We start from the raw sequence: 20,559 nt of genomic DNA, 5'->3' as shown, positions 1-20,559 counted from the left end.
GTCACCATCAGCCCCATGAAGCTCACTGGTCTACTCGCGCGCAACCACGAAGCCCTCCCCGGCATCACCGGTGTCGCGCGGGTCGACCGGCGTACGCGGGAGCTGCTGCGCCGGGTCAGCGCGGGCGACATCGCCGTGCTCGACCAGCTCGACCTCGACCGCGCCACCGCCGACGCGCTGGTGGCCGCCGAGGTCGCCGCGGTGGTCAACGCGTCGCCGTCGATCTCGGGCCGGTTCCCGAACCTCGGGCCGGAGATCCTCGTCGCGGCGGGCATCCCGCTGATCGACTCGGTGGGCGGCGAGCTGCTGCGCACGGTCAAGGACGGCACGAAGCTGCGCGTGCACGAGGGCGGCGTCTACCTGGGGGAGCGGCAGCTCGCCACCGGGGTCGCGCAGACCGCGGAGAGCGTCGCCGACCAGATGATCGAGGCCAAGGCCGGGATGTCGACCCAGCTGGAGGCGTTCTCGGCCAACACCATCGAGTTCCTCCGCCGCGAGCGGACGCTGATCCTCGACGGCGTCGGCGTGCCCGACCTGAAGGTCCCGGTGCGCGACCGGCACGTGCTGGTGGTCGCGGGCGGCACCGGCCACGCGGAAGACCTCAAGCGGCTCAAGAAGTACGTCGGCGAGCACCGGCCGGTGCTGATCGGCGTCGACGCGGGTGCGGACACGTTGCGCGCGCAGGGATACCCCCCGGACGTGATCGTCGGCGACCCGACCGGGATCGGTACCGTCACGTTGCGCAGCGGCGGCGAGGTCGTCGTCCCCGCGCAGCCGGACGGGCACGCGCCGGGCGTCGAGCGGATCCAGGACCTCGGGATCGGCGCGGTCACCTTCCCGGCGACCGGGAACGCCGAGGACCTCGCGCTGCTGCTGGCCGACGCGCACGGCGCGAGCCTCGTGGTGACCGTCGGGTTCCAGGCCACGCTGCGGGAGTTCCTCGACCACGGCCGGTCCGGGTCCAACCCGTCCACCTTCCTGACCCGGCTCAAGCTGGGCACCAAGCTCGTCGACGGCAAGGCGGTCGCGACCCTGCACCGCAGCCGCGTGTCACTGGGTGCGGTCGCGCTGCTCGTCCTCGCGGCGATCATCGTGGTGGTCGCCGCGCTGCTGGTGTCCGACGTCGGCTCCGTCTACCTCGACTGGATCCAGCACACCTGGTCCTCGTTCGTCGCCTGGGTGAAGGGGCTCTTCACGTGATTTCCCTGCGGTACCACATCGTTTCGATCACCGCGTGCTTCCTGGCGCTGGCCATCGGCGTGGTGCTGGGCTCGACCGCGCTCAACGGCTCGCTGCTGTCCGGCCTCGCCGACCAGAAGAAGGACCTGGGCACGCAGGTGTCCGACCTGGAGGCGCAGCGCAACGCGCTCACCGCACGGCTGGGCGACGCGGACGCATTCGCCGGGACGATGGGGCCGAAGGTCGTCAGTGGCATTCTCGACAAGCGCAGCGTTGTGCTGATCACCACGGAGGACGCGCGCCCGGCCGACCGGGACGCGCTGAAGAAGCTCGTCGGCCAGTCCGGTGCTTCGGTGACCGGGGAACTGCAGCTGACCCGTGCGTTCACCGATCCGGGCAAGGCCGACCAGCTGCGCGACGTCGTCACCCGGCTGCAGCCCGCCGGGGCGAAGTTCCCGACCGCCGGGGACTCCGGCACGCTCGCCGGTGCGCTGCTCGGTTCCGTGCTGCTGCTGGACAAAGCCAGCGCGAAGCCGCAGTCGAGCGGCGACGAGCTGGCGGCTGCACTCGGTGGCCTCACCGACGGTGGTTTCGTGAAGCCCAGCCAGGGGGTACAGCCTGCGCAGCTGGCGATCGTGCTGACCGGCGCGCAGCAGACCGGGGACGGTGCGGGCGACCGGGCCGCCACGATCGCGCGGTTCGCCGCGCAGCTCGACCGTTCCGGCGCCGGTGCGGTGCTCGCCGGTGACCCGGGTTCGGCCGAAGGCAGCGGCCCGATCGGCGTGGTCCGCGCCGACACGTCGGCCACGTCGATCCTGTCCACTGTGGACAATGCAGACTCTGCGGCAGGCCGGGTGGCCACGCTGCTGGCCTTGCAGGAACAGCTCAACGGCGGCGCGGGCCGGTACGGCATCGCGGGCAACGCGCAGGCCATCGCACCCGGGGTGGGCAACACCGGAAACTGAACGTTTCGCCTCCCGCACGCCGGCGGCGGCACGAGGTCCCTGCGAGGGTGAGGGAACTCGTACCGCCGCCGGTTCGCGTGTCAGCAGGTGCCGTTGTCGCTCCAGACGCCCTGGCTGCCGCCGGGCTGGTCACCTTGCGTCCACCACTTCGCGGTCCACTTGTGGCCGTTGTAGGACACGACAGCGCCGCCCGTGTACGCCTGAGTTGCGCTCCACGGCGCCGGGCACGTACCGCCGCCACCGGTGTCGCCGGAGCAGGCTCCGTTGTCCGTCCAGACGCCCTGGCTGCCGCCCGGGGTGTCGCCCTGGGTCCACCACTTCGCGGTCCACTTGTGGCCGTTGTAGGACACCACTGCGCCGCCGGTGTACGCCTGAGTGGCGTTCCACGCCGGTGCCGTGCACGAACCACCCGGAGGCGTCGTGGGTGTGGTCGGCGTCGTCGGCGTGGTCGGGGTCGTCGGGGTGGTTGAGGTGGGCGGCGGGCCGCTGCAGCCGTCGGTCGGTGCGGCGAGGCCGTCGACGACGGAGTGGAACAGCGTCGAGCCCGGATCGAGGTCGTAGAGCGAGAACATCATCGCGCCGGCGAGCCCGGAGCAGTGGATGTAGTCGGTACGCGCCTTGATCGACTGCGGTGACGAGCCGCCGTAGAACGTGGTCCCGTCGTAGAACCACGCGGATTTCGTGGTCTGGTCGAAGAAGGTCGTCGCCGGGTTGTCGACGATGCCGGAGAGCTCCTTGTACATCGCGACCCCGGGTACGTTGCCGCTCAGCGGATGCGGCGCCGACGGCCCGGTCGCGCTCTGGTAGAGCCCGTGGTTCGGCCCGGCCGGGACTCCGGTCCAGCCGCGGTAGTAGAACGGGATGCCGACGGTGAGCTTGGATGCCGGGAACCCGCCGGGGATGCCGTACGCTGCATCACCTTGCGTGTAAGCCTTGATCACCGAATCGATCGTGTACTTTTCGGTGCCCGGCGGGATGTTCGGCGATGGGTCGCCGGGGGAGCTGTAAAGCGGGTCTTGGAAGTTCGTCGGGCCGGTCTTGTCCCACGCGCCATGCATGTCGTACGTCATGGCGTCGGCGAAGTCCATGTACTGGTGGATCTTGTCGGTCTGGATCTTCGCGATCTTGTCCTGGCCGCCGGGCAAGGCGGCCGACAGCGCATAGTGCTTGCCGCCCAGTGCGTCCAGCTGGCTGCGGAACTCGGCGAGCAGCGAGGTGAAGTTCTGGGTGTCGTTCGGGCTGTAGTGGTTGCCCTTGTGGCCCGCCGGTGAAGCGGGGTATTCCCAGTCGATGTCGAAGCCGTCGAAGATGTTCGCGGCGGTGCCGGGACCGCCGTAGCCACCGGCGGCCGGGATGTTGCCCTTGATGAACATGTCCACGCACGAGCTGACGAACTTCTTGCGCGACGCGTCCGTGGCGGCTGCGTCGGAGAAGTACTTCGAGTACGTCCAGCCGCCCAGCGACACCAGCACCTTCAGGTTCGGGTGCCGGGCCTTGAGTTCCTGCAGCTGGTGGAAGTTGCCGACGATGGGCATGTTGAACGTGTCCGCCGTGCCGTCCACGCTGATGTCCGAGCCGAACGACTTCTGGTAGTCGGCGAACTGGTCTCCGGCGCCGTCGCCCGCGTTCGGGTCGTCCTCGCCGCCGGGGTCGGGCGTGGACGCCTTGGTCGCCTCGAAGCAGGTCAGGTTGTTCGGGTCGACGTTCTCGAAGTCGTAGAGCAGATAGTCGATGCTGTCGGCGATCTTGTCGACGTTCTTCAGGTAGTAGGCGTTCTGGTAGATGCTCCATTGGTCGAAGTAGGCGATCCGCAGCCCGCCCGAGGAGGCTGCCGGCGTCGCGGTGGCCGGGGCGGGCCGGGCCATGATGGTGAGACCGGCCACGACCACGGCCGCGAGCGCGGCGCAGGCCAGGGCAAGGGGTCTCCGGGTCCGGTGCTGCATCTGTTCTCCTCGCGCAGGCGAAGTCCGCTTGCCGCACCGGAATGCGCGGCGAGCGTCGACGACGGGTGATCACTGCAAGAGCGCGGGCCGGCCCGGTTCGAATGTGAACCAGCGCACAGCCGGAGTCAAGGCTGTGGACTAGACCAATTTCCGGACGTGGGCGATTTGTGCTGCAGTGTCCGGAAAGGCCCGACGAACGGAGCACGGCCCACGTGCCCCGGTGGTCCGGTGGGTGCGCCCCCAATGTGGCATTGGGTGCGTCGGATGCACCGAACGCCACATTGGGTGCGTCGGATGCAGCGAATGCCACATTGGGGTGGTGTGCGGGAGGGCACGGTGATCAGGCGGGGCACAGGAAGATCATGGGTGGCTCACAGGCGCGCACGCGAGCCTGGCACGATGAGCGCCAACGACCCCGGGAGCATGGCCGAACGATGACCACCACCGAGATCCCGCGCGTCCGCCCGGACGAGCCGGCGGCGCCGGCGAAATCGCCGCACCTGCGGCAGCTGGACCTGTACCGGGTGATCACGTTCGCCCTGGTGATCCTGATCCACGTGCTCGGGTCCACGACGTACCCGCAGGACGTGACCGCCGACGCGTTCCAGGCACCGCTGCATCTCACCCGCGAGGCGTTCTTCGCGCTCACCACGTTCGTGCTGGTGTTCCAGTACCGCGACCGCCCGCTGCAGCCGGGGACGTTCTGGCGCAGGCGGTTCCCGCTCGTCGCGGTGCCGTACGTGGTGTGGTCGGTGATCTACTGGGCTTACTCGCTGATCACCACGGACCAGCCGCCGGTCTCGGCGGGGGCCGCGCTGCGGGCGCTGGGGATCGAGATCGTCACCGGGAATGCCTGGTACCACATGTACTTCATGCTGGTCACCCTGCAGGTGTACCTGGTGTTCCCGCTGCTGGTGAAGCTGATCGGGCTGATCCGCCGCCGTCCGTGGCTCGTGCTGGGGGTTTCCGGTGCGGTGCAGGTGGCGATCACCCTGTTCATGAGCTACCCGCCCGCCAGCGTGGGGTACGTCACGATCAGCCATTTCTTCGCGACCCTGCTGCCGTACCAGTTCTACTCGCTGCTCGGCGCCACCGCGGCGGTCCACTTCGAGACCATGCACGGCTGGTTGCGGGCACACGGGAAATGGGTCGTCGGCGCCATGGCGGCCGGGCTCGTGCTCACCGAAACCGGCTATTTCGTGAGTGTCCACCACGGAGAATGGCCCGAACTGGCGTCGGATGCCTTCCGCCCGTACCTGATCCCGTGGTGCATCGCGGCGATCGCCGGGATCTACCTGGCGGGCGCGCGGTGGGCGGAAGGCAGGCAGCGCGGCGGGCGGTTCGTGTCGTGGGCGGTGGACCGGTCGTTCGCGGTGTTCCTCACCCACCCGATCGCGATCGCGCTGCTGGACCCGCTGATCGAGTTCATCGGCGACCGGTACGGCGCCCCGTGGACCACGCTGGTGGTCTACCCGGCGACGATTGCGCTCACCTTCGCGATCGTGGCGCTCCTGCGCCGGTTGCCGTGGAGCAAGGCGCTCACCGGCCGGGCTCCGGTGCGGGCGCTCGCCTGAGCTCCGCTTGGTATCCCAAACACCACCTGCTCCGATAAGCTCGGGCCGGTGGGCACCACGGAGGACCGCAAGCCGCTCGCGGCGACCCGTCAGCGCGTGCACGACGAGCTGCGCGAACGAATCCTGACCGGACGGCTGCGGCCGGGTGACCGGCTGGTCGAGCGGGAACTGGCCGACGAACTCGGGGTGTCGCGGGTGCCGGTGCGCGAGGCGATCCGCAGCCTGGAGGCCGAAGGGTTCGTCGTGGTGCAGTCGCCGCGGCGGGTCGTGGTGCGGCAGCTGGCCCGGATCGACGTGGAGGAGCTGTTCGACGTCCGGGAGGCACTCGAGAGCCTCGCCGCCGCGCGGGCGGCGGAGCGCGCCGGGAAACCGGAGCTGCGGCGGTTGGAACGGCTGCTGGCCGACGCTGCGCGGGCGACGCAGCGGGGGGACAGCGCCCGGATCTCGGTGCTCAACAGCAGGTTGCACGACGAGATCGTGGCCATTGCGGGCAACGGCCTGCTCACCACGATGCTGCAGCCGCTCGAAGGCCGGTTGCGCTGGCTCACCAGTCAGAACGAGCGCTGGAGCGAACTGCTCGACGAACACCGCAGGCTCGTGGAAGCCATCGCGTCCGGCGAGGTGGCCCGTGCGCGGGAGTACGCCGCCGAACACGTACGGGTGAACCGGGAAATGACGTTGCGTGCGCTCTTCACCGAGCCCGCGGGCTGATCAGCCGACCAGATCGCGCCACGTCTCGACGAACTCCGGGAACGTTTTCCCCACCGTGGCCGGGTTTTCGACCAGCACGCCCGGCACCCGCAAGCCCAGCACGGCCGCCGCCATCACCAAGCGATGGTCTTCGTAGGTGTGGAAAACGCCGCCGTGCAAGGGGGCGGGCGTGATGCGCAGGCCGTCTTCCGTTTCGGCCACCCCGGCGCCCAAGCTGGAAAGCTCGGTGGCCAGCGCGGTGAGCCGGTCGGTTTCGTGGCCCCGCAGGTGCGCGACTCCGGAAATCGTGGACGGGCCTTCGGCGAAGCACAGCACCGCCGCGATCACCGGCGTCAGCTCGCCGACCTCGTGCAGGTCCAGTTCGGCCCCGGGGATCGCGGAGCCACCGGTGACCACGAGGCCGTCGTCGTCGAGCGTCACCTTCGCGCCGAGCGCGGGCAGCAGGCTCCGCATCCAGTCGCCGGGCTGGGTGGTCTGCTTCGGCCAGCCGTGCACGCGGACCGTCCCGCCGGACACGACTGCCGCGGCCACGAACGGGGCCGCGGTGGAAAGATCCGGCTCCACGACGTACTCCGGGCACGACAGTTTTGCCGGTCCTACCCGGAACTCCGCTTCCGAACGGTCCACCGTGGCCCCGAAACGGCGCAGCATGTCCACCGTCATCGCGATGTGCGGTTCGCTCGGCGGCGCGCCGCCCACCAGCCGGATGGTGACGCCCTGGTCGAACGCCGGACCGGCGAGCAGCAGCGCGGACAGGAACTGGCTCGACGCCGACGAATCGAGGTCCACCCGGCCGCCGCGCAGCCCGCCCGCGCCGTGCACGGTGAACGGCGGCGCGCCACGGCCGTCGTCGTCGATGCGCGCGCCGAGCTTGCGCAGCGCGGTGAGCAGGGGGCCGATCGGACGGCGGCGGATTGCGTCGTCACCGTCGAACAGCACCGCCGCGTCGCCCAGCGCGGCGAGCGCGGGCGTGAAGCGGGCGACCGTACCGGCGTTGCCGAGCGTGACGGTGACTTCGTCGGCGCGGCCGCTCGTGGTGCCGCGCGGGTGCACGAGGAACCCGTCGGCGGTCTCCTCGGAATGCGCCCCGAGCGCGGCCAGCGCACCGAGCATCAGCCGGGTGTCACGGGAATCGAGGGGACGGCGTACCCGCGTGGGTGCGCTCGCGAGCGCGGCGAGCACGTACGCCCGGTTGGTGATCGACTTCGATCCGGGGACGCGCACCGCAGCGTCGAGAGGGGTCGAAGCGACCGGCGCCGGCCAGTGGTCCTCGCGGGTGTTCGTCACGCCGCGAAGCCTAGCGCTACGGCCCGCGCGGGTTCCGCCGCGCCGGGAAGAGGCGTCGGCGAGCGTTCTGCCCGGAGTGGGATATGCTGGCGGCCCGTGGGACTTCAGTCGCGGGCTACCAAGTATGTCTTTGTCACCGGAGGCGTTGCCTCCTCTCTGGGTAAGGGTCTGACGGCGTCGAGCCTCGGGCAGCTGCTCACTTCACGCGGGCTCCGCGTCACGATGCAGAAGCTCGATCCGTACCTCAATGTCGATCCCGGGACGATGAACCCGTTCCAGCACGGCGAGGTGTTCGTCACCGACGACGGCGCCGAGACCGATCTCGACATCGGGCACTACGAGCGGTTCCTCGACCGCGATCTCGACGGCAAGGCGAACGTCACCACCGGGCAGGTGTACTCGGAGGTCATCGCCAAGGAACGGCGCGGCGAGTACCTGGGCGACACGGTCCAGGTGATCCCGCACATCACCGACGAGATCAAGGCGCGGATCACCGCGGCGGCCGGGCCGGACGAGAACGGCGTCGCGCCGGACGTGGTGATCACCGAGGTCGGCGGCACGGTCGGCGACATCGAGTCGCTGCCGTTCCTCGAGGCGTGCCGCCAGGTGCGCCACGACGTGGGCCGCGACCACTGCTTCTTCCTGCACGTGTCGCTGGTGCCCTACCTCGCGCCCTCGGGCGAGCTCAAGACCAAGCCGACCCAGCATTCGGTGGCCGCGCTGCGCAACATCGGCATCCAGCCGGACGCGCTCGTGTGCCGTGCGGACCGGGACCTGCCCGAGGACCTCAAGCGCAAGATCGGCCTGATGTGCGACGTCGAGTCGGAGGCGGTCATCGCCTGTCCGGACGCGCGGTCGATCTACGACATCCCGAAGGTGCTGCACCGCGAAGCGCTCGACGCGTACGTGGTGCGCCGCCTCGGGCTGCCGTTCCGGGACGTCGACTGGACGGTGTGGGGCGACCTGCTCAACCGCGTGCACAACCCGAGCGAGATCGTGCGGGTCGCCGTGGTGGGCAAGTACATCGACCTCCCGGACGCGTACCTGTCGGTCACCGAGGCACTGCGCGCGGGCGGGTTCGCGCACCGCGCCAAGGTCGAGATCGTGTGGGTCGCCTCGGACGACGCGCAGACCGCGTCCGGTGCCGCGTCCGTACTGTCCGATGTGGACGGTGTGCTGATCCCGGGCGGGTTCGGGATCCGCGGGATCGAGGGCAAGGTCGGCGCGATCCAGTACGCGCGCACGCACGGCGTGCCGCTGCTCGGGCTGTGCCTCGGCCTGCAGTGCATGGTGATCGAAGGGGCCCGGCACCTGGCCGGGATCGAGGACGCCAACTCGGCGGAGTTCGACGAGAACACCAAGCATCCGGTGATCTCGACGATGGCGGACCAGCGAGACGTCGTCGCGGGCGAACGCGACATGGGCGGCACGATGCGGCTCGGCGCGTACCCGGCGAAGCTCAAGGCCGGCTCGCAGGTGGCGAAGGCGTACGGCACCACTGAGGTGTCCGAGCGGCACCGGCACCGCTACGAGGTCAACAACGCCTACCGCAAGCAGCTCACCGAAGCCGGGCTGGTGTTCTCCGGCACCTCGCCGGACGACCGGCTGGTGGAGTTCGTCGAGCTGCCCGCCGACGTGCACCCGTTCTTCGTCGGCACCCAGGCGCACCCCGAGCTGAAGAGCCGCCCGACCCGGCCGCACCCGCTGTTCAGCGCGTTCGTGAAGGCCGTGGTGGACCGCAAGGTCGCCGAGCGGCTGCCGGTCGAGCTGGCCGAGCCGCCGGTGGCCGCCCGGTGAGCGAGCCCGGTACGCACGAGTTCTCCGTCGCCGCCAGCACGGTCGTCCACGTGGGCCGCGTCGTCGGGCTCCGGATCGACGACGTCGTCATGCCGGGCGGGGAGACCGCCAAGCGCGAGGTGGTGGAACACCTTGGCGCAGTGGTGATCCTGGCGCTGGACGCCGCGGAGCAGGTCACGCTGGTGCACCAGTACCGGCATCCGCTCGGGCACCGGCTGTGGGAGCTGCCCGCCGGGCTGATCGACAAACCGGGAGAGGACCCGGTCGACGCCGCGCGCCGCGAGCTGGCCGAGGAAGCCGGTCTCGCCGCGGGGGACTGGGTCACGCTGGTCGACGTCGCCGCCTCGCCCGGGTTCACCGACGAGGTCGTGCGCGTGTTCCTCGCCCGCGATCTGTCCGAAGTGGACCGTGAGATCCTCGGTGAGGAGGAGGCCGACCTGGTAGTGGCGAAGTTCCCGCTCACCGAGGCAGTGCGGATGGCGCTGGCGGGCGAGCTGGTGAACGGCGCAACGGTGTCGGGGGTGCTGGCCGCGCATGCGGTGGTGACTGGGGCCGCGGAGGCGCGTCCTGCTGATGCGCCGTGGCCGGATCGGCCGCAGCGGTTCGCGCGACGACTGGCCGAGGGCTGAGTTCCCCGTTCTGTCGGTCGGAATCGGCACTGCGTGGCGCAGCCACTCGGTTGAGGGCGGTGGTGGGGAGGAAGGCGGAGCTAGAGTGTCGGCGTGAATGAACCGGGTGTCGAGGTACAGGGCGTGATTGCCACGTACCTCGACCACCTGGCCGTCGAACGCGGCACCGCCCGCAACACCCTCGACAGCTACGCCCGCGACCTGCGCCGTTACACCGCCCACCTGGCTGCGGCGGGGGTCGGGCGGCTGTCGGAGGTCGCGCCGGCGCACGTCACGTCGTTCGGTGCGGCGCTCCGCGAGGGCGACGACGAGCATCAGCCGCTTGCCGCGTCCTCGGCCGCCAGGGCGCTGGTCGCCGTGCGCGGGCTGCACAAGTTCGCGCACGCCGACGGGCTCACCGAACACGACCCGGCCCGTGACGTCCGCCCACCTGCCGCCGCGAAACGGCTGCCGAAGGCGCTCCCGGTTGCCGACGTGCTCAAGCTGCTCGACACGCCACCGCCGGACGGAGACCGTCCGCTGCGCGACCGTGCGCTGCTGGAGCTGCTCTACTCCACCGGCGCCCGGATTTCCGAGGCTGTCGGGCTCGACGTGGACGACGTCGACGACAACGAGCGCACGGTGCTGCTCGACGGCAAAGGCGGCAAGCAACGGCTGGTGCCGATCGGCCGTCCCGCGTTGGGGGCGCTCGACGCGTACCTGGTGCGCGCCCGTCCCGCCCTCGCCGCGCACGGCCGGGGCACCGCGGCGTTGTTCCTCAACGCGCGCGGAAGCCGCCTGTCCCGGCAAAGTGCCTGGCAGGTCCTCAAAGACACCGCGGAACGCGCCGGGATCACCGCCGCGGTTTCGCCGCACACCCTGCGCCACTCGTTCGCCACGCACCTGCTGGAAGGCGGCGCGGACGTCCGGGTGGTGCAGGAACTGCTCGGGCACGCGTCGGTGACGACAACGCAGGTGTACACGCTCGTCACGGTCACCACCCTTCGCGAGGTCTACGCCACCGCGCATCCGCGTGCGCTCGGCTGATCACTCAGCGCGCGCAAGAGCCTTCGCACGCTGCGGTGACTCGGCCGCCGCGGCCCGGCGCGGCGCTTTGCCGGGGCTCGCGAATCACGCATAGGCTGCCGGGGACCTCGCCGAGCAAGGAGCTTTCCCGCCATGTCGATACCGCCACCGAACCAGCCGGAGCACCCGGCCGCGTCCGCCGGGTCGGCCGCGGCGAACCTCGAGCACGTGCGGATCGCCACGCCCGAAAACCACGAGGGCGACGAGCCGGACCGGGCGCCGCGCACCCGCGCCGAACGAGCACGGGCGCGCGCGAAGGAACGCGCGGAGAGCGGGATCGGGCCCACCGGGCGGCCGCTGCGCGAGATCCCCGAGCCGCCGCCGCTCGAGCGGCACGGCCCGGCGAAGGTCCTCGCGATGTGCAACCAGAAGGGCGGCGTCGGCAAGACCACGTCCACGATCAACCTCGGCGCGGCGCTCGCCGAGTGCGGGCGGCGCGTGCTGCTCGTCGACTTCGACCCGCAGGGCGCGCTGTCGGTCGGTCTCGGCATCCAGCCGCACGAGCTCGACCAGACGGTCTACAACGTCATCATGGAGCGCTCGGTGCAGATCGGCGACGTGCTCCGCAAAACCCGCGTCGACGGCGTTGACCTGCTGCCGAGCAACATCGACCTGTCCGCGGCGGAGGTCCAGCTCGTCGCAGAGGTAGGGCGCGAGCACACGTTGTTACGGGTCCTTCGTCCGGTGATGAACGACTACGACTATGTTCTTGTCGACTGCCAGCCCTCGCTCGGCCTGTTGACGGTGAACGCATTGACCGCCGCGGACGGTGTGATCATCCCCCTGGAGTGCGAGTTCTTCAGTCTGCGAGGCGTCGCGCTCCTGATCGACACGATCGAGAAGGTGCAGGAACGCCTCAACCCCAAACTGGACATCACGGGGATTCTCGCCACGATGTACGACCCGAGAACCCTGCACTCGAAGGAGGTCATGGCTCGCGTGGTGGAGGCATTCGGCGACACCGTGTTCGACACGGTGATCAACCGCACCGTGCGGTTCCCCGAGACGACGGTCGCGGGTGAGCCGATCACGACCTGGGCCCCCAAGTCGGCAGGCGCGACCGCGTATCGCGCGCTGGCCCGCGAGGTGATCGCTCGGTGAGCAGGCGCGCTTCCCTGCCCGGAGCGTCGGAGCTCTTCCGCCTCACCTCCAGCCCCGTCACCCCGGCGCTCGAGCGGCCCGCGGTCCCGGCCCCGGCCGAACCGGTGGCCCGCAAGGCGCCCGACTCCGACCAGCTGTCCCGCAACGCGGCCCGCAGCGGGTCCGGGCGCACCAAGCACGACGCGAAGATCACGGTCTACGTGTCCGGCGAGGAGCTGCTCGCGATGGAGCAGGCCCGGCTGAACCTGCGGGCCAAGCACGAGCTGGTCGTCGACCGCGGCAGGCTGGTCCGCGAGGCGGTGGCCGTGCTGCTCGCCGACTTCGACCAGCGCGGCGACGAGTCCGTGCTGGTCCAGCGATTGCGGGCGGACGGGGACGGCGGAACCGAGGGCTGATGGACGAACCGGCATCGGCGGAGCTGCCGGAGCCGGAACCGGCACCCGACGGCCCGCCTCCCGAACCTCCGGAGGTGCCTGCCGAACACGAGACCGTGCACGGCGGCACCATCCCGGACGGCTACGAGGCCGACCAGGGCACGGCGAAGTTCAAGGTGCGCCTGCAGAACTTCGAAGGCCCGTTCGACCTGCTGCTGCAGCTGATCTCGCAGCACCAGCTCGACGTCACCGAGGTCGCCCTGCACCGGGTCACCGACGATTTCATCGCCTACACCCGGGCACTCGGCTCGGACTGGAATCTCGACGAGACCACCGAGTTCCTGGTGATCGCGGCGACGCTGCTCGACCTCAAGGCAGCCCGGCTGCTTCCCGCGGCCGAGGTCGAGAACGAGGACGACCTGGCTCTGCTGGAAGCCCGTGACCTGCTGTTCGCGCGGATGCTGCAGTACCGCGCGTACAAGCAGGTGGCGGCGCTGTTCGGGGAGCTGGAGCAGGGCGCACTGCGGCGGTACCCGCGGTCGGTGGCGGTGGAGGAGCGGTACGTCGGGCTGCTGCCGGAGGTGATGCTGGGCGTCACGCCGGAGAAGTTCGCGGAGATCGCGGTGGCGGTGTTCCGGCCGAAACCGCCGCCGACGGTGTCGATCGCGCACATCCACATGGGCCGGGTGTCGGTGCGCGAGCACGCGGCCCTGCTGCGGGTGAAGCTCGCCGAGGCCGGGCAGGCGACGTTCAAGGACCTGATCGCCGACTGCGAGCACACGGTCGAGGTGGTGGCGCGGTTCCTCGCGCTGCTGGAGCTGTACCGCGAGTCGGCGGTGCAGTTCGACCAGCTGGAGGCACTGGCGGAACTGCACGTCCGCTGGACGGGCGGCAGCGTGGCCGACGCATCCGCCGCCGCCGAGCACGACCGCGCGGCAGCCGAGGAGGAGGAATACGGGTGAGCACCGAAGACGACCGCGCACCGGCCGAGGACACCGTGGACGCCGTGGACGCCGTGGAGGCTGCGGCGACGGCCGAACCGGAGGACACCGAGGAGACCGTCGAAACCGGGGAAGCCGTGGAGACGGCGGAAGCTGTCGCGGAAGCGGAACCCGCACCCGAGCCGGAACCCGAGGCTGAGCCGGAGACCGTGGAATCCGAGCCGGAACCGGAATCCCCGGAACCTGAATCCCAGCCGGAAGCCGCGGAACCGGAAGCCGACGAAGCCGATCTCGTGGCCGTCACCGAGGATGACGGCCTCCCCGACATCGAGGACGACGAAGCCCTAGAAGCCGCTCTCGAAGCGTTGCTGCTGGTCGTGGACTCGCCGATCGCCGAGGATGCGCTGGCCGATACGCTCGGGCAGCCGGTCTCCAGGGTGACCGTCGCGCTCACCACCATGGCCCAGAAGTTCACCGAGCGGGCCAGCGGGATCGACCTGCGGCGCGTCGGCGAAGGGTGGCGGTTCTACACTAGGGACACGTATGCCCCGTTCGTGGAGAAGCTCCTGCTGGACGGCCAGCGGTCGAAGCTGACCAGGGCCGCGCTGGAGAGCCTCGCCGTGATCGCGTACCGGCAGCCGGTGACCCGGGCCCGGGTCGCGGCGGTGCGTGGCGTGAACGTGGACGGCGTGATCCGGACGCTGCTGGCGCGCGGGCTCATCGAGGAGATGGGCACCGACCCCGAGACCACGGGCACGCTGTACGTGACGACCGAGCTGTTCCTGGAGCGACTGGGGCTGTCGTCGCTGAACGACCTGCCCCCGATCGCTCCGCTGCTACCCGAAGTGGACACCATCGATGACATCTGACGAACACCCCGACGGCGTCCGGCTGCAGAAGGTGCTTTCGCAGGCCGGGGTCGCGTCCCGGCGCGCTGCCGAGGACCTGATCGCGGCCGGCCGGGTGGAGGTGGACGGCGAGGTCGTCACCGAGCTGGGCCGCCGCGTGCATCCGCAGGACGCGGTGATCCACGTCGACGGCACGCGGATCAACCTCCGTGACGACCTCGTGTACCTCGCCTTCAACAAGCCCAAGGGCGTGCACTCGACGATGTCGGACGACCGGGGCCGCCCGTGCGTCGGCGACTACCTGCGCGGCCGGTGGGAGGAGACGCCGGGCGTGGTGCACGTCGGGCGGCTCGACGAGAACACCGAGGGACTGCTGCTGCTCACCAACGACGGCGACCTCGGGCACCGGCTGATGCATCCGTCGTACCGCGTGCTGAAGACGTACTTCGCCGAGGTCGAGGGGCTCGTCCCGCGCGGGCTCGGCAAGGAGCTGCGGACCGGCTGGGAGCTGCCGGACGGGATCGTGAAGGTCGACCAGTTCCGGGTCAAGGACATGCATTCCGGACGGTCCATGGTCGAGCTGGTGATCCACGAGGGCCGCAAGCACATCGTGCGCAGGCTGCTGGCGTCCACCGGGCATCCGGTGCGGAAACTGGTGCGCACCGCGGTCGGCGACGTGCAGCTGGGCAACCAGCGGCCGGGCACGATCCGCCGGCTCAACCGCGGCGAGGTCGGCTCGCTGTACCGCACCGTGGGACTCTGACCGCGATTCCCCACTTTCCGCCCTGGTGGCGTGCCGGGCACTCCCGGTTGAGTGATCGGCACGCGACACGGGAGGGCGGACATGCGGGTGCTGACCGGGTTCTTCGCGGCTGCGGTGCTGACGGCCGGGATCGTGGTACCCGCCGCGGCCGAGCCGTTGTACGACTTCGCCGGGGCTGTTCGCGAGACAGTGTGGGTGGACGTCGGCCTTGACGGGGACGGCGACGGCGTGTCCGACCGGGTCGCCGCGGACATCGTGCGGCCGCGGGAACCGGCTGCTGCGGGGCGGAAGATCCCGGTGATCATGGATGCCAGCCCGTACTACTCGTCGGTGGGGCGGGGCAACGAGTCGCAGTTCAAGACGTACGACGGGCAGGGGCGTCCGGCCGGGTTCCCGCTGTTTTACGACAACTACTTCGTGCCGCGTGGGTACGCCGTCGTGCTCGTGGATCTGGCCGGGACCAATCGGTCCACGGGATGTGTGGATGTCGGCGGGGCTTCGGACGTGCAGTCGGCGAAGAAGGTGATCGACTGGCTCAACGGCCGGGCTGCCGGGTACAGCGCGAAGACCGGGGGCAGCAGGGTCGCGGCCGGGTGGAGTGATGGTGGCGTCGGCATGATCGGCAAGTCCTACGACGGCACCATCGCCAACGGGGTGGCCGCGACCGGGGTGGCCGGGCTCAAGACCATCGTGCCGATTTCGGCGATCAGTTCCTGGTATGACTATTACCGGTCCGACGGGGCGACGTTCGGGTTCGATCCGGAGGGGCTCGCGCGGACTGTCGAACGGCGCAATGGCGGGCAGGATTGTTCGGCGGAGAACCGGAAACTTGCCAAGGGGGCTACTCCGGATGGTGACTACGGGCCGTTCTGGGGTGAGCGGGACTATGTGGCGAAGGCTCGGAACGTGCGGGCCAGTGTGTTTGTGTCGCACGGGGTCAATGATCTGAATGTCAAAACGATCAATTTCGGGCAGTGGTGGGATGCCCTTGCGGCGAATGGGGTTCAGCGCAAGATCTGGCTTTCACAGGCCGGGCATGTGGACCCGTTCGATTACCGCCGCGCCGAATGGGTGGAGACGCTGCAGCGGTGGTTTGACCACTATCTGAAGGGGGTCTCCAACGGCATCGAGCGGGAGCCGATGGCCAGTGTCGAGCGGGAGCCGGACCGGTGGGTGGATTCGGTGGCCTATCCGGCGCCGGGGGTGACGGCTACGGTGTTGCGGCCGCAGGTGGGCGGCACTGCTGGGGTGGGCACGCTTGGTACCGCGGCCGGGTCGGGTGTTGTTTCGTTCACCGACAATCCGAGCGTGGGGGAGGATGCGTGGGCGGCGGATCCGTCCGCTACGTCGGCGAATCGGGTGTTGTTCAGTACCGGTGCGTTGGGGGCGCCGGTGCAGGTTTCGGGCACCTCGTCGATTACCGTGACTGCGACGCCCAGCACGTCGTCGGCGCGGTTGTCCGCGTTGCTGGTGGATTACGGTCCGGCGACCATTCGCAATTTCTCCGGTCCGGGGGAAGGGATTGTGACCGGTACGGAGAGGACGTGCTGGGGTTCCAGTACTGCCGTCGACAGTGCGTGTTATCTCGTGACCAGTGCTGATTCGGCGAAGGTGGATTACACGATCATCAGCCGGGGGTGGGCGGATCTGGCGAATTACCGGTCGTTGAGCCATGAGACGAAGCTGACGCCGGGGAAGGCGTATTCGATGACGTTCCGGCTGGCGAGTACTGATCACGTCGTTCCGGCCGGGCATCGGCTGGCGTTGATCATCGGGGGTACGGACGGGGATTTCCTTGCCGGGCCGGGGGTGCCGCCGAAGCTGACGGTTGATGTGGCTGGGACGTTGGTGCGGGTTCCGGTGGTGGGGTCGATTCCGGTGCGGGCTCCGGAGGAGGCTTCGTCGGCAGGATCGCAGGCGTACGTTCGTTCTGACGTTCCGCTTGATCTGCGGTGATGTTCCGGTGGGTTCCGCTTTTGGGGAATTGTTGCGGTGGGTGCAGGGCCGGGACTGGGTGCCGGGTCTCGGCGGGTGCGCCCGGTTGCGGTGGGGTGGTGGGGGAAGGCTGTGAAGGGAACCATGAGGGAATTAGATTCCGTGATGGTTCCCTTCACGGACTGTCAGTTGCTGGTACTGCTTGCTTTGCGGTTGTCTTGCGGTGTAAGGCTTTTGCGATCGGTTCCACTACCCGGGCGGCGGTTGGGCCCAGGATTGCCATCAGTAGTACATAAGCCGTTGCCAGTGCGGCCAGTTCGCCTTCCACTGCGCCTGCCGCTACCGCCAGGCCTGCGATCACGATGGAGAACTCTCCGCGGGCTACCAGTGCGGCTCCGGCTCGGGCTCGGCCAAGGCGGCCGATCTTCTGTCTTCTTGCGGCCCACCAGCCGGTGGCCACCTTGGTCAGGGTGGTCACCACCGCCAGGATTGCGGCCCAGCCCAGTACCGGCGGGATCGACGCCGGGTTGGTGTTCAGGCCGAATACCACGAAAAACACTGCCGCGAACAGGTCTCGCAAGGGTTCCAGCAGGCGGGTCGCGTTGTGGGCGGTCGAGCCGGATACTGCGATGCCCAGCAGGAATGCGCCGACGGCGGCCGATACCTGCATTGCCGACGCGATTCCCGCCACGAGCAGTGCTGCGCCCAGGATTTTGAGCAGGAATACCTCGCGGTCGTCGCTGTCCACCAGTGCTGACACGTACCTGCCGAACTTCAGTGCGATCACCAGCACCACGGTGATCACCAGCAGCGAGATTCCCACCGCTTCCAGTCCGCCCAGCAGGCTCACGCCGCCCAGGATTGCGGTGAGGATCGGGAGGTACAGGGCCATCACCAGGTCCTCGAAGACGAGGATCGACAGCACTACCGGGGTTTCCCGGTTACCGAGCCGACCTAGGTCGCCGAGGACTTTTGCGACGATGCCGGACGACGAGATGTACGTGACTCCGGCCATGACGATCGCGCCGACCGGGCCCCAGCCCAGCAGGAGCGCGACCGCGGCGCCCGGGGCCGCGTTCAGCACGATGTCGACGAGGCCTGCGGTCCAGGATCGGCGCAGGCCGGTGAAAAGCTCAGCGGCGGAATACTCCAGGCCGAGCAGCAGCAGCAGCAGCACCACGCCGATTTCGCTGGCGAGGTGGGTGAAATCGCCGATGTCGGTGAGCGGGATCAGACCGCCCGAACCGAAGCACAGGCCGCCGAGCAGGTACAGCGGGATGGGGGAGAGGCCGATGCGTCCGGCGAGCCTCCCGAGCACGCCGAGGACGAAGAAGACAGCACCGAGTTCGATCAGCGAAAGTGCGGTGTGCCCCATCAGCCGTGCTTGAGGATCTTGGCGGCGGCCTCCAGGCCTTCGGACGTGCCGACGGCGACGAGCAGGTCTCCCGCGGTGAAGAGGAAGTCCGGCGTCGGCGACGGGTGTACCTGTCCGGCGCGCATCACCGCGACCACCGAAACACTCGTCCGCGTGCGCATCGCCGTGTCGCCCAGTGAACGGCCGTCGAAGGGGCTTTCCGAGGTGATCGGCAGCTGCTTCGTGTTGATCCCCGGCAGCTCACGGTGTTCCTCGTTCAGCTGAGCGACCAGCTGCGGCGCGCCGAGCAGGTTGGCGAGCGCGCCCGCTTCGTCCGGGGTCAGCGGCAGGGACGCGAGGCACGCGTCCGGGTCGTCCGACTTGGACACGATCAGCTCGATCTTGCCGTCCCGCTGGGTGACCACTCCGATCCGGCGCCCGGCGCGGGTGGCGAAGTCCTTGCGGACCCCGATTCCGGGAAGGGGGGTGACTTCGACGTTCACTCTGCCAAGGTAACCCATTGTCCGATTCGCCGAGTTCAGCCCGGCGGGGACGGCGCGGGAACGGCAGAGCCGCCTGACCGCCCGCGGGGGGCGCCGGGCACAATGAGCGACGGTCCGGGAACAAGAGCACACGCGAGGAGAGAATCGGTGACGGGAGCCCTACGTGGGGTGGTTGCGCTGGACGGCCCGTCGGGAACCGGCAAGACCACGGTGGCGCGCAAGCTCGCCGGCCGGCTGAGCGCGCGCTATCTCGACACCGGCGCGATGTACCGCGTGGTCACGCTGGCCGTGCTGCGCGCGGGCACCAACCCGGACGACCTGGGCGCGGTCGGGCACCTCGCGCACGACGTCGAGTTCTCCCTCGGCACCGACCCCGAAAAGCCGGACGTGCGGCTCGCGGGGGAGGACGTCGCGGCGGAGATCCGCGGGCCCGAGGTGACCCGCGCGGTGTCGGCAGTGTCTTCCGTGCCGCAGGTGCGGGAAGTGCTGGTCGCCCGTCAGCGCCGGATGATCGCCGACGTCCTCGCCGACACCGGCGGCATCGTCGTGGAAGGCCGCGACATCGGCACCACCGTGGCGCCCGAATCGCCGCTGAAGGTGTACCTCACCGCGTCGGCCGACGTCCGAGCCGCGCGCCGGAGCAACCAGGACACCGCGGCCGGGCGCAGTTCGAGCGTCGAGGCCGCGCGCGAGTCCGTCGAGCGCCGCGACCGGCTCGACTCCACCCGGGCCGCCTCGCCGCTGCGGGCGGCCGAGGACGCGGTGCCGGTCGATACGTCCGAGCTCACCATCGACCAGGTGATCGTGGCGCTGACCGAGCTCGCCCGCCGCCGCGGCCTGCTCGGCGACTGCCCCGCCGCACCGGCCGGTGCGACCGGAGCCGGGGTCACGACGTGAGCGGCGCTCTGCCGGAGGGCGCGAGCGGCCTCCTCAACGACATCGGGCGGCTGTCCGGCCGGTACTATCTGCGTCCGGCGTTCCGGATCCGCGTGCACCGCCGCGACCGGGTGCCCGCCGACGGCCCGCTCGTGGTGATCGCGAACCACAGCTCGAACGTCGACCCGCAGCTGGTCATCGGAATGCTTCCGCGACGCAGCGCGTTCTTGGCCAAGGCCGAGCTGTTCCACGGCATCGGCGGCTGGTTCCTGCGGGCGATCGGCCAGATCCCGGTGCGCCGGGGCGAGATCGACCGGACGCCGCTGACCACGGCGGTCGGCGTGCTCAAGGCCGGGGGTGCGATCGGGATCTTCCCGGAAGGGACCCGCGGCGAGGGCGACGTCGGGGCCGCGGAGCGCGGTGCGGCGTGGCTCGTGCGGGCGTCGGGAGCCATGGTGCTGCCGATCGCCGTGCGCGGCACCCGGAAACCGGCCGACGGCAAACGGCGCTGGCGCCCGCGCGTGGACCTCCTCTTCGGGGAGCCGTTCGCGCTGAAGGTCGGTCCCGGCCGGAAGGGGCTGGACCAGGGCACCGAGGAGCTTCGTACGCGGCTTGCGGAGCTTGTGCAGACTTTGGACGAAACGCGTGCCGGACTCGGCACGCGGTAGGTGAAGTGGGAAAAGATGACAGGGTTTGACGCCGCCTCCGCGGCGG

General features: G+C 69.9%; 19 protein-coding genes. 15 read left to right on the top strand and 4 right to left on the bottom strand.

All coding sequences use genetic code 11. The features are described 5' to 3' along the window. Positions 1-15: 15 nt before the first annotated feature. Positions 16-1,200 (top strand): putative cytokinetic ring protein SteA, encoded by a 1,185-nt coding sequence (steA, locus tag OO71_RS35410; protein ID WP_033294367.1) that lies wholly within the window; start codon positions 16-18, stop codon positions 1,198-1,200. Further along, entirely contained in the window at positions 1,197-2,144 is a 948-nt protein-coding gene (locus tag OO71_RS35405; protein ID WP_033294366.1) for a copper transporter, read from the top strand. The genes steA and OO71_RS35405 overlap by 4 nt, the downstream gene beginning before the upstream one ends. Positions 2,145-2,224: 80 nt before the next feature. On the opposite strand, the gene OO71_RS35400 is transcribed toward OO71_RS35405, so the two are convergent. After that, positions 2,225-4,087 (bottom strand): glycosyl hydrolase family 18 protein, encoded by a 1,863-nt coding sequence (locus OO71_RS35400; protein WP_033294365.1) that lies wholly within the window; start codon positions 4,085-4,087, stop codon positions 2,225-2,227. Positions 4,088-4,521: 434 nt separating this feature from the next. Between OO71_RS35400 and OO71_RS35395 the strand changes: the two genes are divergently transcribed. Both OO71_RS35395 and OO71_RS35390 read left to right on the top strand, forming a co-directional pair. Further along, positions 4,522-5,661 carry an acyltransferase gene (locus tag OO71_RS35395; RefSeq protein ID WP_033294364.1) on the top strand — a complete coding sequence of 380 codons (1,140 nt, stop codon included), beginning with the start codon at positions 4,522-4,524 and terminating at the stop codon, positions 5,659-5,661. A gap of 48 nt (positions 5,662-5,709) precedes the next feature. Beyond that, positions 5,710-6,372 carry a GntR family transcriptional regulator gene (locus tag OO71_RS35390; RefSeq protein ID WP_033294363.1) on the top strand — a complete coding sequence of 221 codons (663 nt, stop codon included), beginning with the start codon at positions 5,710-5,712 and terminating at the stop codon, positions 6,370-6,372. On the opposite strand, the gene aroA is transcribed toward OO71_RS35390, so the two are convergent. Next, positions 6,373-7,659 carry a 3-phosphoshikimate 1-carboxyvinyltransferase gene (gene aroA / locus OO71_RS35385; protein ID WP_033294362.1) on the bottom strand — a complete coding sequence of 429 codons (1,287 nt, stop codon included), beginning with the start codon at positions 7,657-7,659 and terminating at the stop codon, positions 6,373-6,375. It abuts the gene before it with no gap. A 96-nt stretch (positions 7,660-7,755) separates the two neighbouring features. Between aroA and OO71_RS35380 the strand changes: the two genes are divergently transcribed. The 9 genes from OO71_RS35380 (at position 7,756) to OO71_RS35340 (ending at position 17,133) form a co-directional block, all read left to right on the top strand. Beyond that, positions 7,756-9,456 carry a CTP synthase gene (locus tag OO71_RS35380; RefSeq protein WP_084145499.1) on the top strand — a complete coding sequence of 567 codons (1,701 nt, stop codon included), beginning with the start codon at positions 7,756-7,758 and terminating at the stop codon, positions 9,454-9,456. Further along, positions 9,453-10,085 carry an NUDIX domain-containing protein gene (locus tag OO71_RS35375; RefSeq protein ID WP_033294360.1) on the top strand — a complete coding sequence of 211 codons (633 nt, stop codon included), beginning with the start codon at positions 9,453-9,455 and terminating at the stop codon, positions 10,083-10,085. Before OO71_RS35380 ends, OO71_RS35375 begins: the two co-directional genes overlap by 4 nt. A 123-nt stretch (positions 10,086-10,208) precedes the next feature. After that, positions 10,209-11,111 (top strand): site-specific tyrosine recombinase XerD, encoded by a 903-nt coding sequence (xerD, locus tag OO71_RS35370; protein WP_033294384.1) that lies wholly within the window; start codon positions 10,209-10,211, stop codon positions 11,109-11,111. Between the two features lie 132 nt (positions 11,112-11,243). Then, positions 11,244-12,251, top strand: coding sequence for a ParA family protein (locus OO71_RS35365; RefSeq protein ID WP_033294359.1), 1,008 nt, complete (start codon positions 11,244-11,246; stop codon positions 12,249-12,251). After that, complete coding sequence (locus OO71_RS35360; protein ID WP_033294358.1) at positions 12,248-12,646, top strand: hypothetical protein; 399 nt, start codon at positions 12,248-12,250, stop codon at positions 12,644-12,646. The genes OO71_RS35365 and OO71_RS35360 overlap by 4 nt, the downstream gene beginning before the upstream one ends. Then, entirely contained in the window at positions 12,646-13,587 is a 942-nt protein-coding gene (locus OO71_RS35355) for a segregation and condensation protein A (protein WP_033294357.1), read from the top strand. The genes OO71_RS35360 and OO71_RS35355 overlap by 1 nt, the downstream gene beginning before the upstream one ends. Continuing rightward, entirely contained in the window at positions 13,584-14,435 is an 852-nt protein-coding gene (gene scpB, locus OO71_RS35350; protein ID WP_033294356.1) for an SMC-Scp complex subunit ScpB, read from the top strand. Before OO71_RS35355 ends, scpB begins: the two co-directional genes overlap by 4 nt. Further along, complete coding sequence (locus OO71_RS35345; RefSeq protein ID WP_033294355.1) at positions 14,425-15,177, top strand: pseudouridine synthase; 753 nt, start codon at positions 14,425-14,427, stop codon at positions 15,175-15,177. The genes scpB and OO71_RS35345 overlap by 11 nt, the downstream gene beginning before the upstream one ends. Before the next feature lie 81 nt (positions 15,178-15,258). Further along, the gene (locus OO71_RS35340) at positions 15,259-17,133 is read left to right on the top strand and encodes a Xaa-Pro dipeptidyl-peptidase (protein ID WP_033294354.1); all 1,875 of its coding nucleotides are present in this window, start codon (positions 15,259-15,261) and stop codon (positions 17,131-17,133) included. Between the two features lie 154 nt (positions 17,134-17,287). On the opposite strand, the gene OO71_RS35335 is transcribed toward OO71_RS35340, so the two are convergent. Both OO71_RS35335 and OO71_RS35330 read right to left on the bottom strand, forming a co-directional pair. Then, on the bottom strand, positions 17,288-18,487 hold the full coding sequence (locus OO71_RS35335; protein WP_033294353.1) for a cation:proton antiporter: 1,200 nt from the start codon (positions 18,485-18,487) through the stop codon (positions 17,288-17,290). Then, complete coding sequence (locus OO71_RS35330) at positions 18,487-18,969, bottom strand: cation:proton antiporter regulatory subunit (RefSeq protein WP_033294352.1); 483 nt, start codon at positions 18,967-18,969, stop codon at positions 18,487-18,489. Before OO71_RS35330 ends, OO71_RS35335 begins: the two co-directional genes overlap by 1 nt. Positions 18,970-19,137: 168 nt before the next feature. On the opposite strand from OO71_RS35330, the gene cmk reads away from it, so the two are divergent. Both cmk and OO71_RS35320 read left to right on the top strand, forming a co-directional pair. Then, entirely contained in the window at positions 19,138-19,866 is a 729-nt protein-coding gene (gene cmk, locus OO71_RS35325; RefSeq protein WP_033294351.1) for a (d)CMP kinase, read from the top strand. After that, positions 19,863-20,513, top strand: coding sequence for a lysophospholipid acyltransferase family protein (locus OO71_RS35320; RefSeq protein WP_033294350.1), 651 nt, complete (start codon positions 19,863-19,865; stop codon positions 20,511-20,513). The genes cmk and OO71_RS35320 overlap by 4 nt, the downstream gene beginning before the upstream one ends. The last annotated feature ends 46 nt before the right edge of the window (positions 20,514-20,559 follow it).

The organism is Amycolatopsis jejuensis (assembly GCF_000717335.1).
GTDB lineage: Bacteria > Actinomycetota > Actinomycetes > Mycobacteriales > Pseudonocardiaceae > Amycolatopsis > Amycolatopsis jejuensis.
Note: the sequence above shows the minus strand (reverse complement) of the source record. Positions and strands in the feature narration are given on the sequence as shown.

Coding starts and splice junctions, on each gene's coding strand:
- steA (WP_033294367.1), top strand. CDS start 16: ATGAAGCTCACTGGTCTACTCGCGCGCAACCACGAAGCCCTCCCCGGC.
- OO71_RS35400 (WP_033294365.1), bottom strand. CDS start 4,087: ATGCAGCACCGGACCCGGAGACCCCTTGCCCTGGCCTGCGCCGCGCTC.
- OO71_RS35395 (WP_033294364.1), top strand. CDS start 4,522: ATGACCACCACCGAGATCCCGCGCGTCCGCCCGGACGAGCCGGCGGCG.
- OO71_RS35365 (WP_033294359.1), top strand. CDS start 11,244: ATGTCGATACCGCCACCGAACCAGCCGGAGCACCCGGCCGCGTCCGCC.
- OO71_RS35355 (WP_033294357.1), top strand. CDS start 12,646: ATGGACGAACCGGCATCGGCGGAGCTGCCGGAGCCGGAACCGGCACCC.
- OO71_RS35345 (WP_033294355.1), top strand. CDS start 14,425: ATGACATCTGACGAACACCCCGACGGCGTCCGGCTGCAGAAGGTGCTT.
- OO71_RS35340 (WP_033294354.1), top strand. CDS start 15,259: ATGCGGGTGCTGACCGGGTTCTTCGCGGCTGCGGTGCTGACGGCCGGG.
- OO71_RS35335 (WP_033294353.1), bottom strand. CDS start 18,487: ATGGGGCACACCGCACTTTCGCTGATCGAACTCGGTGCTGTCTTCTTC.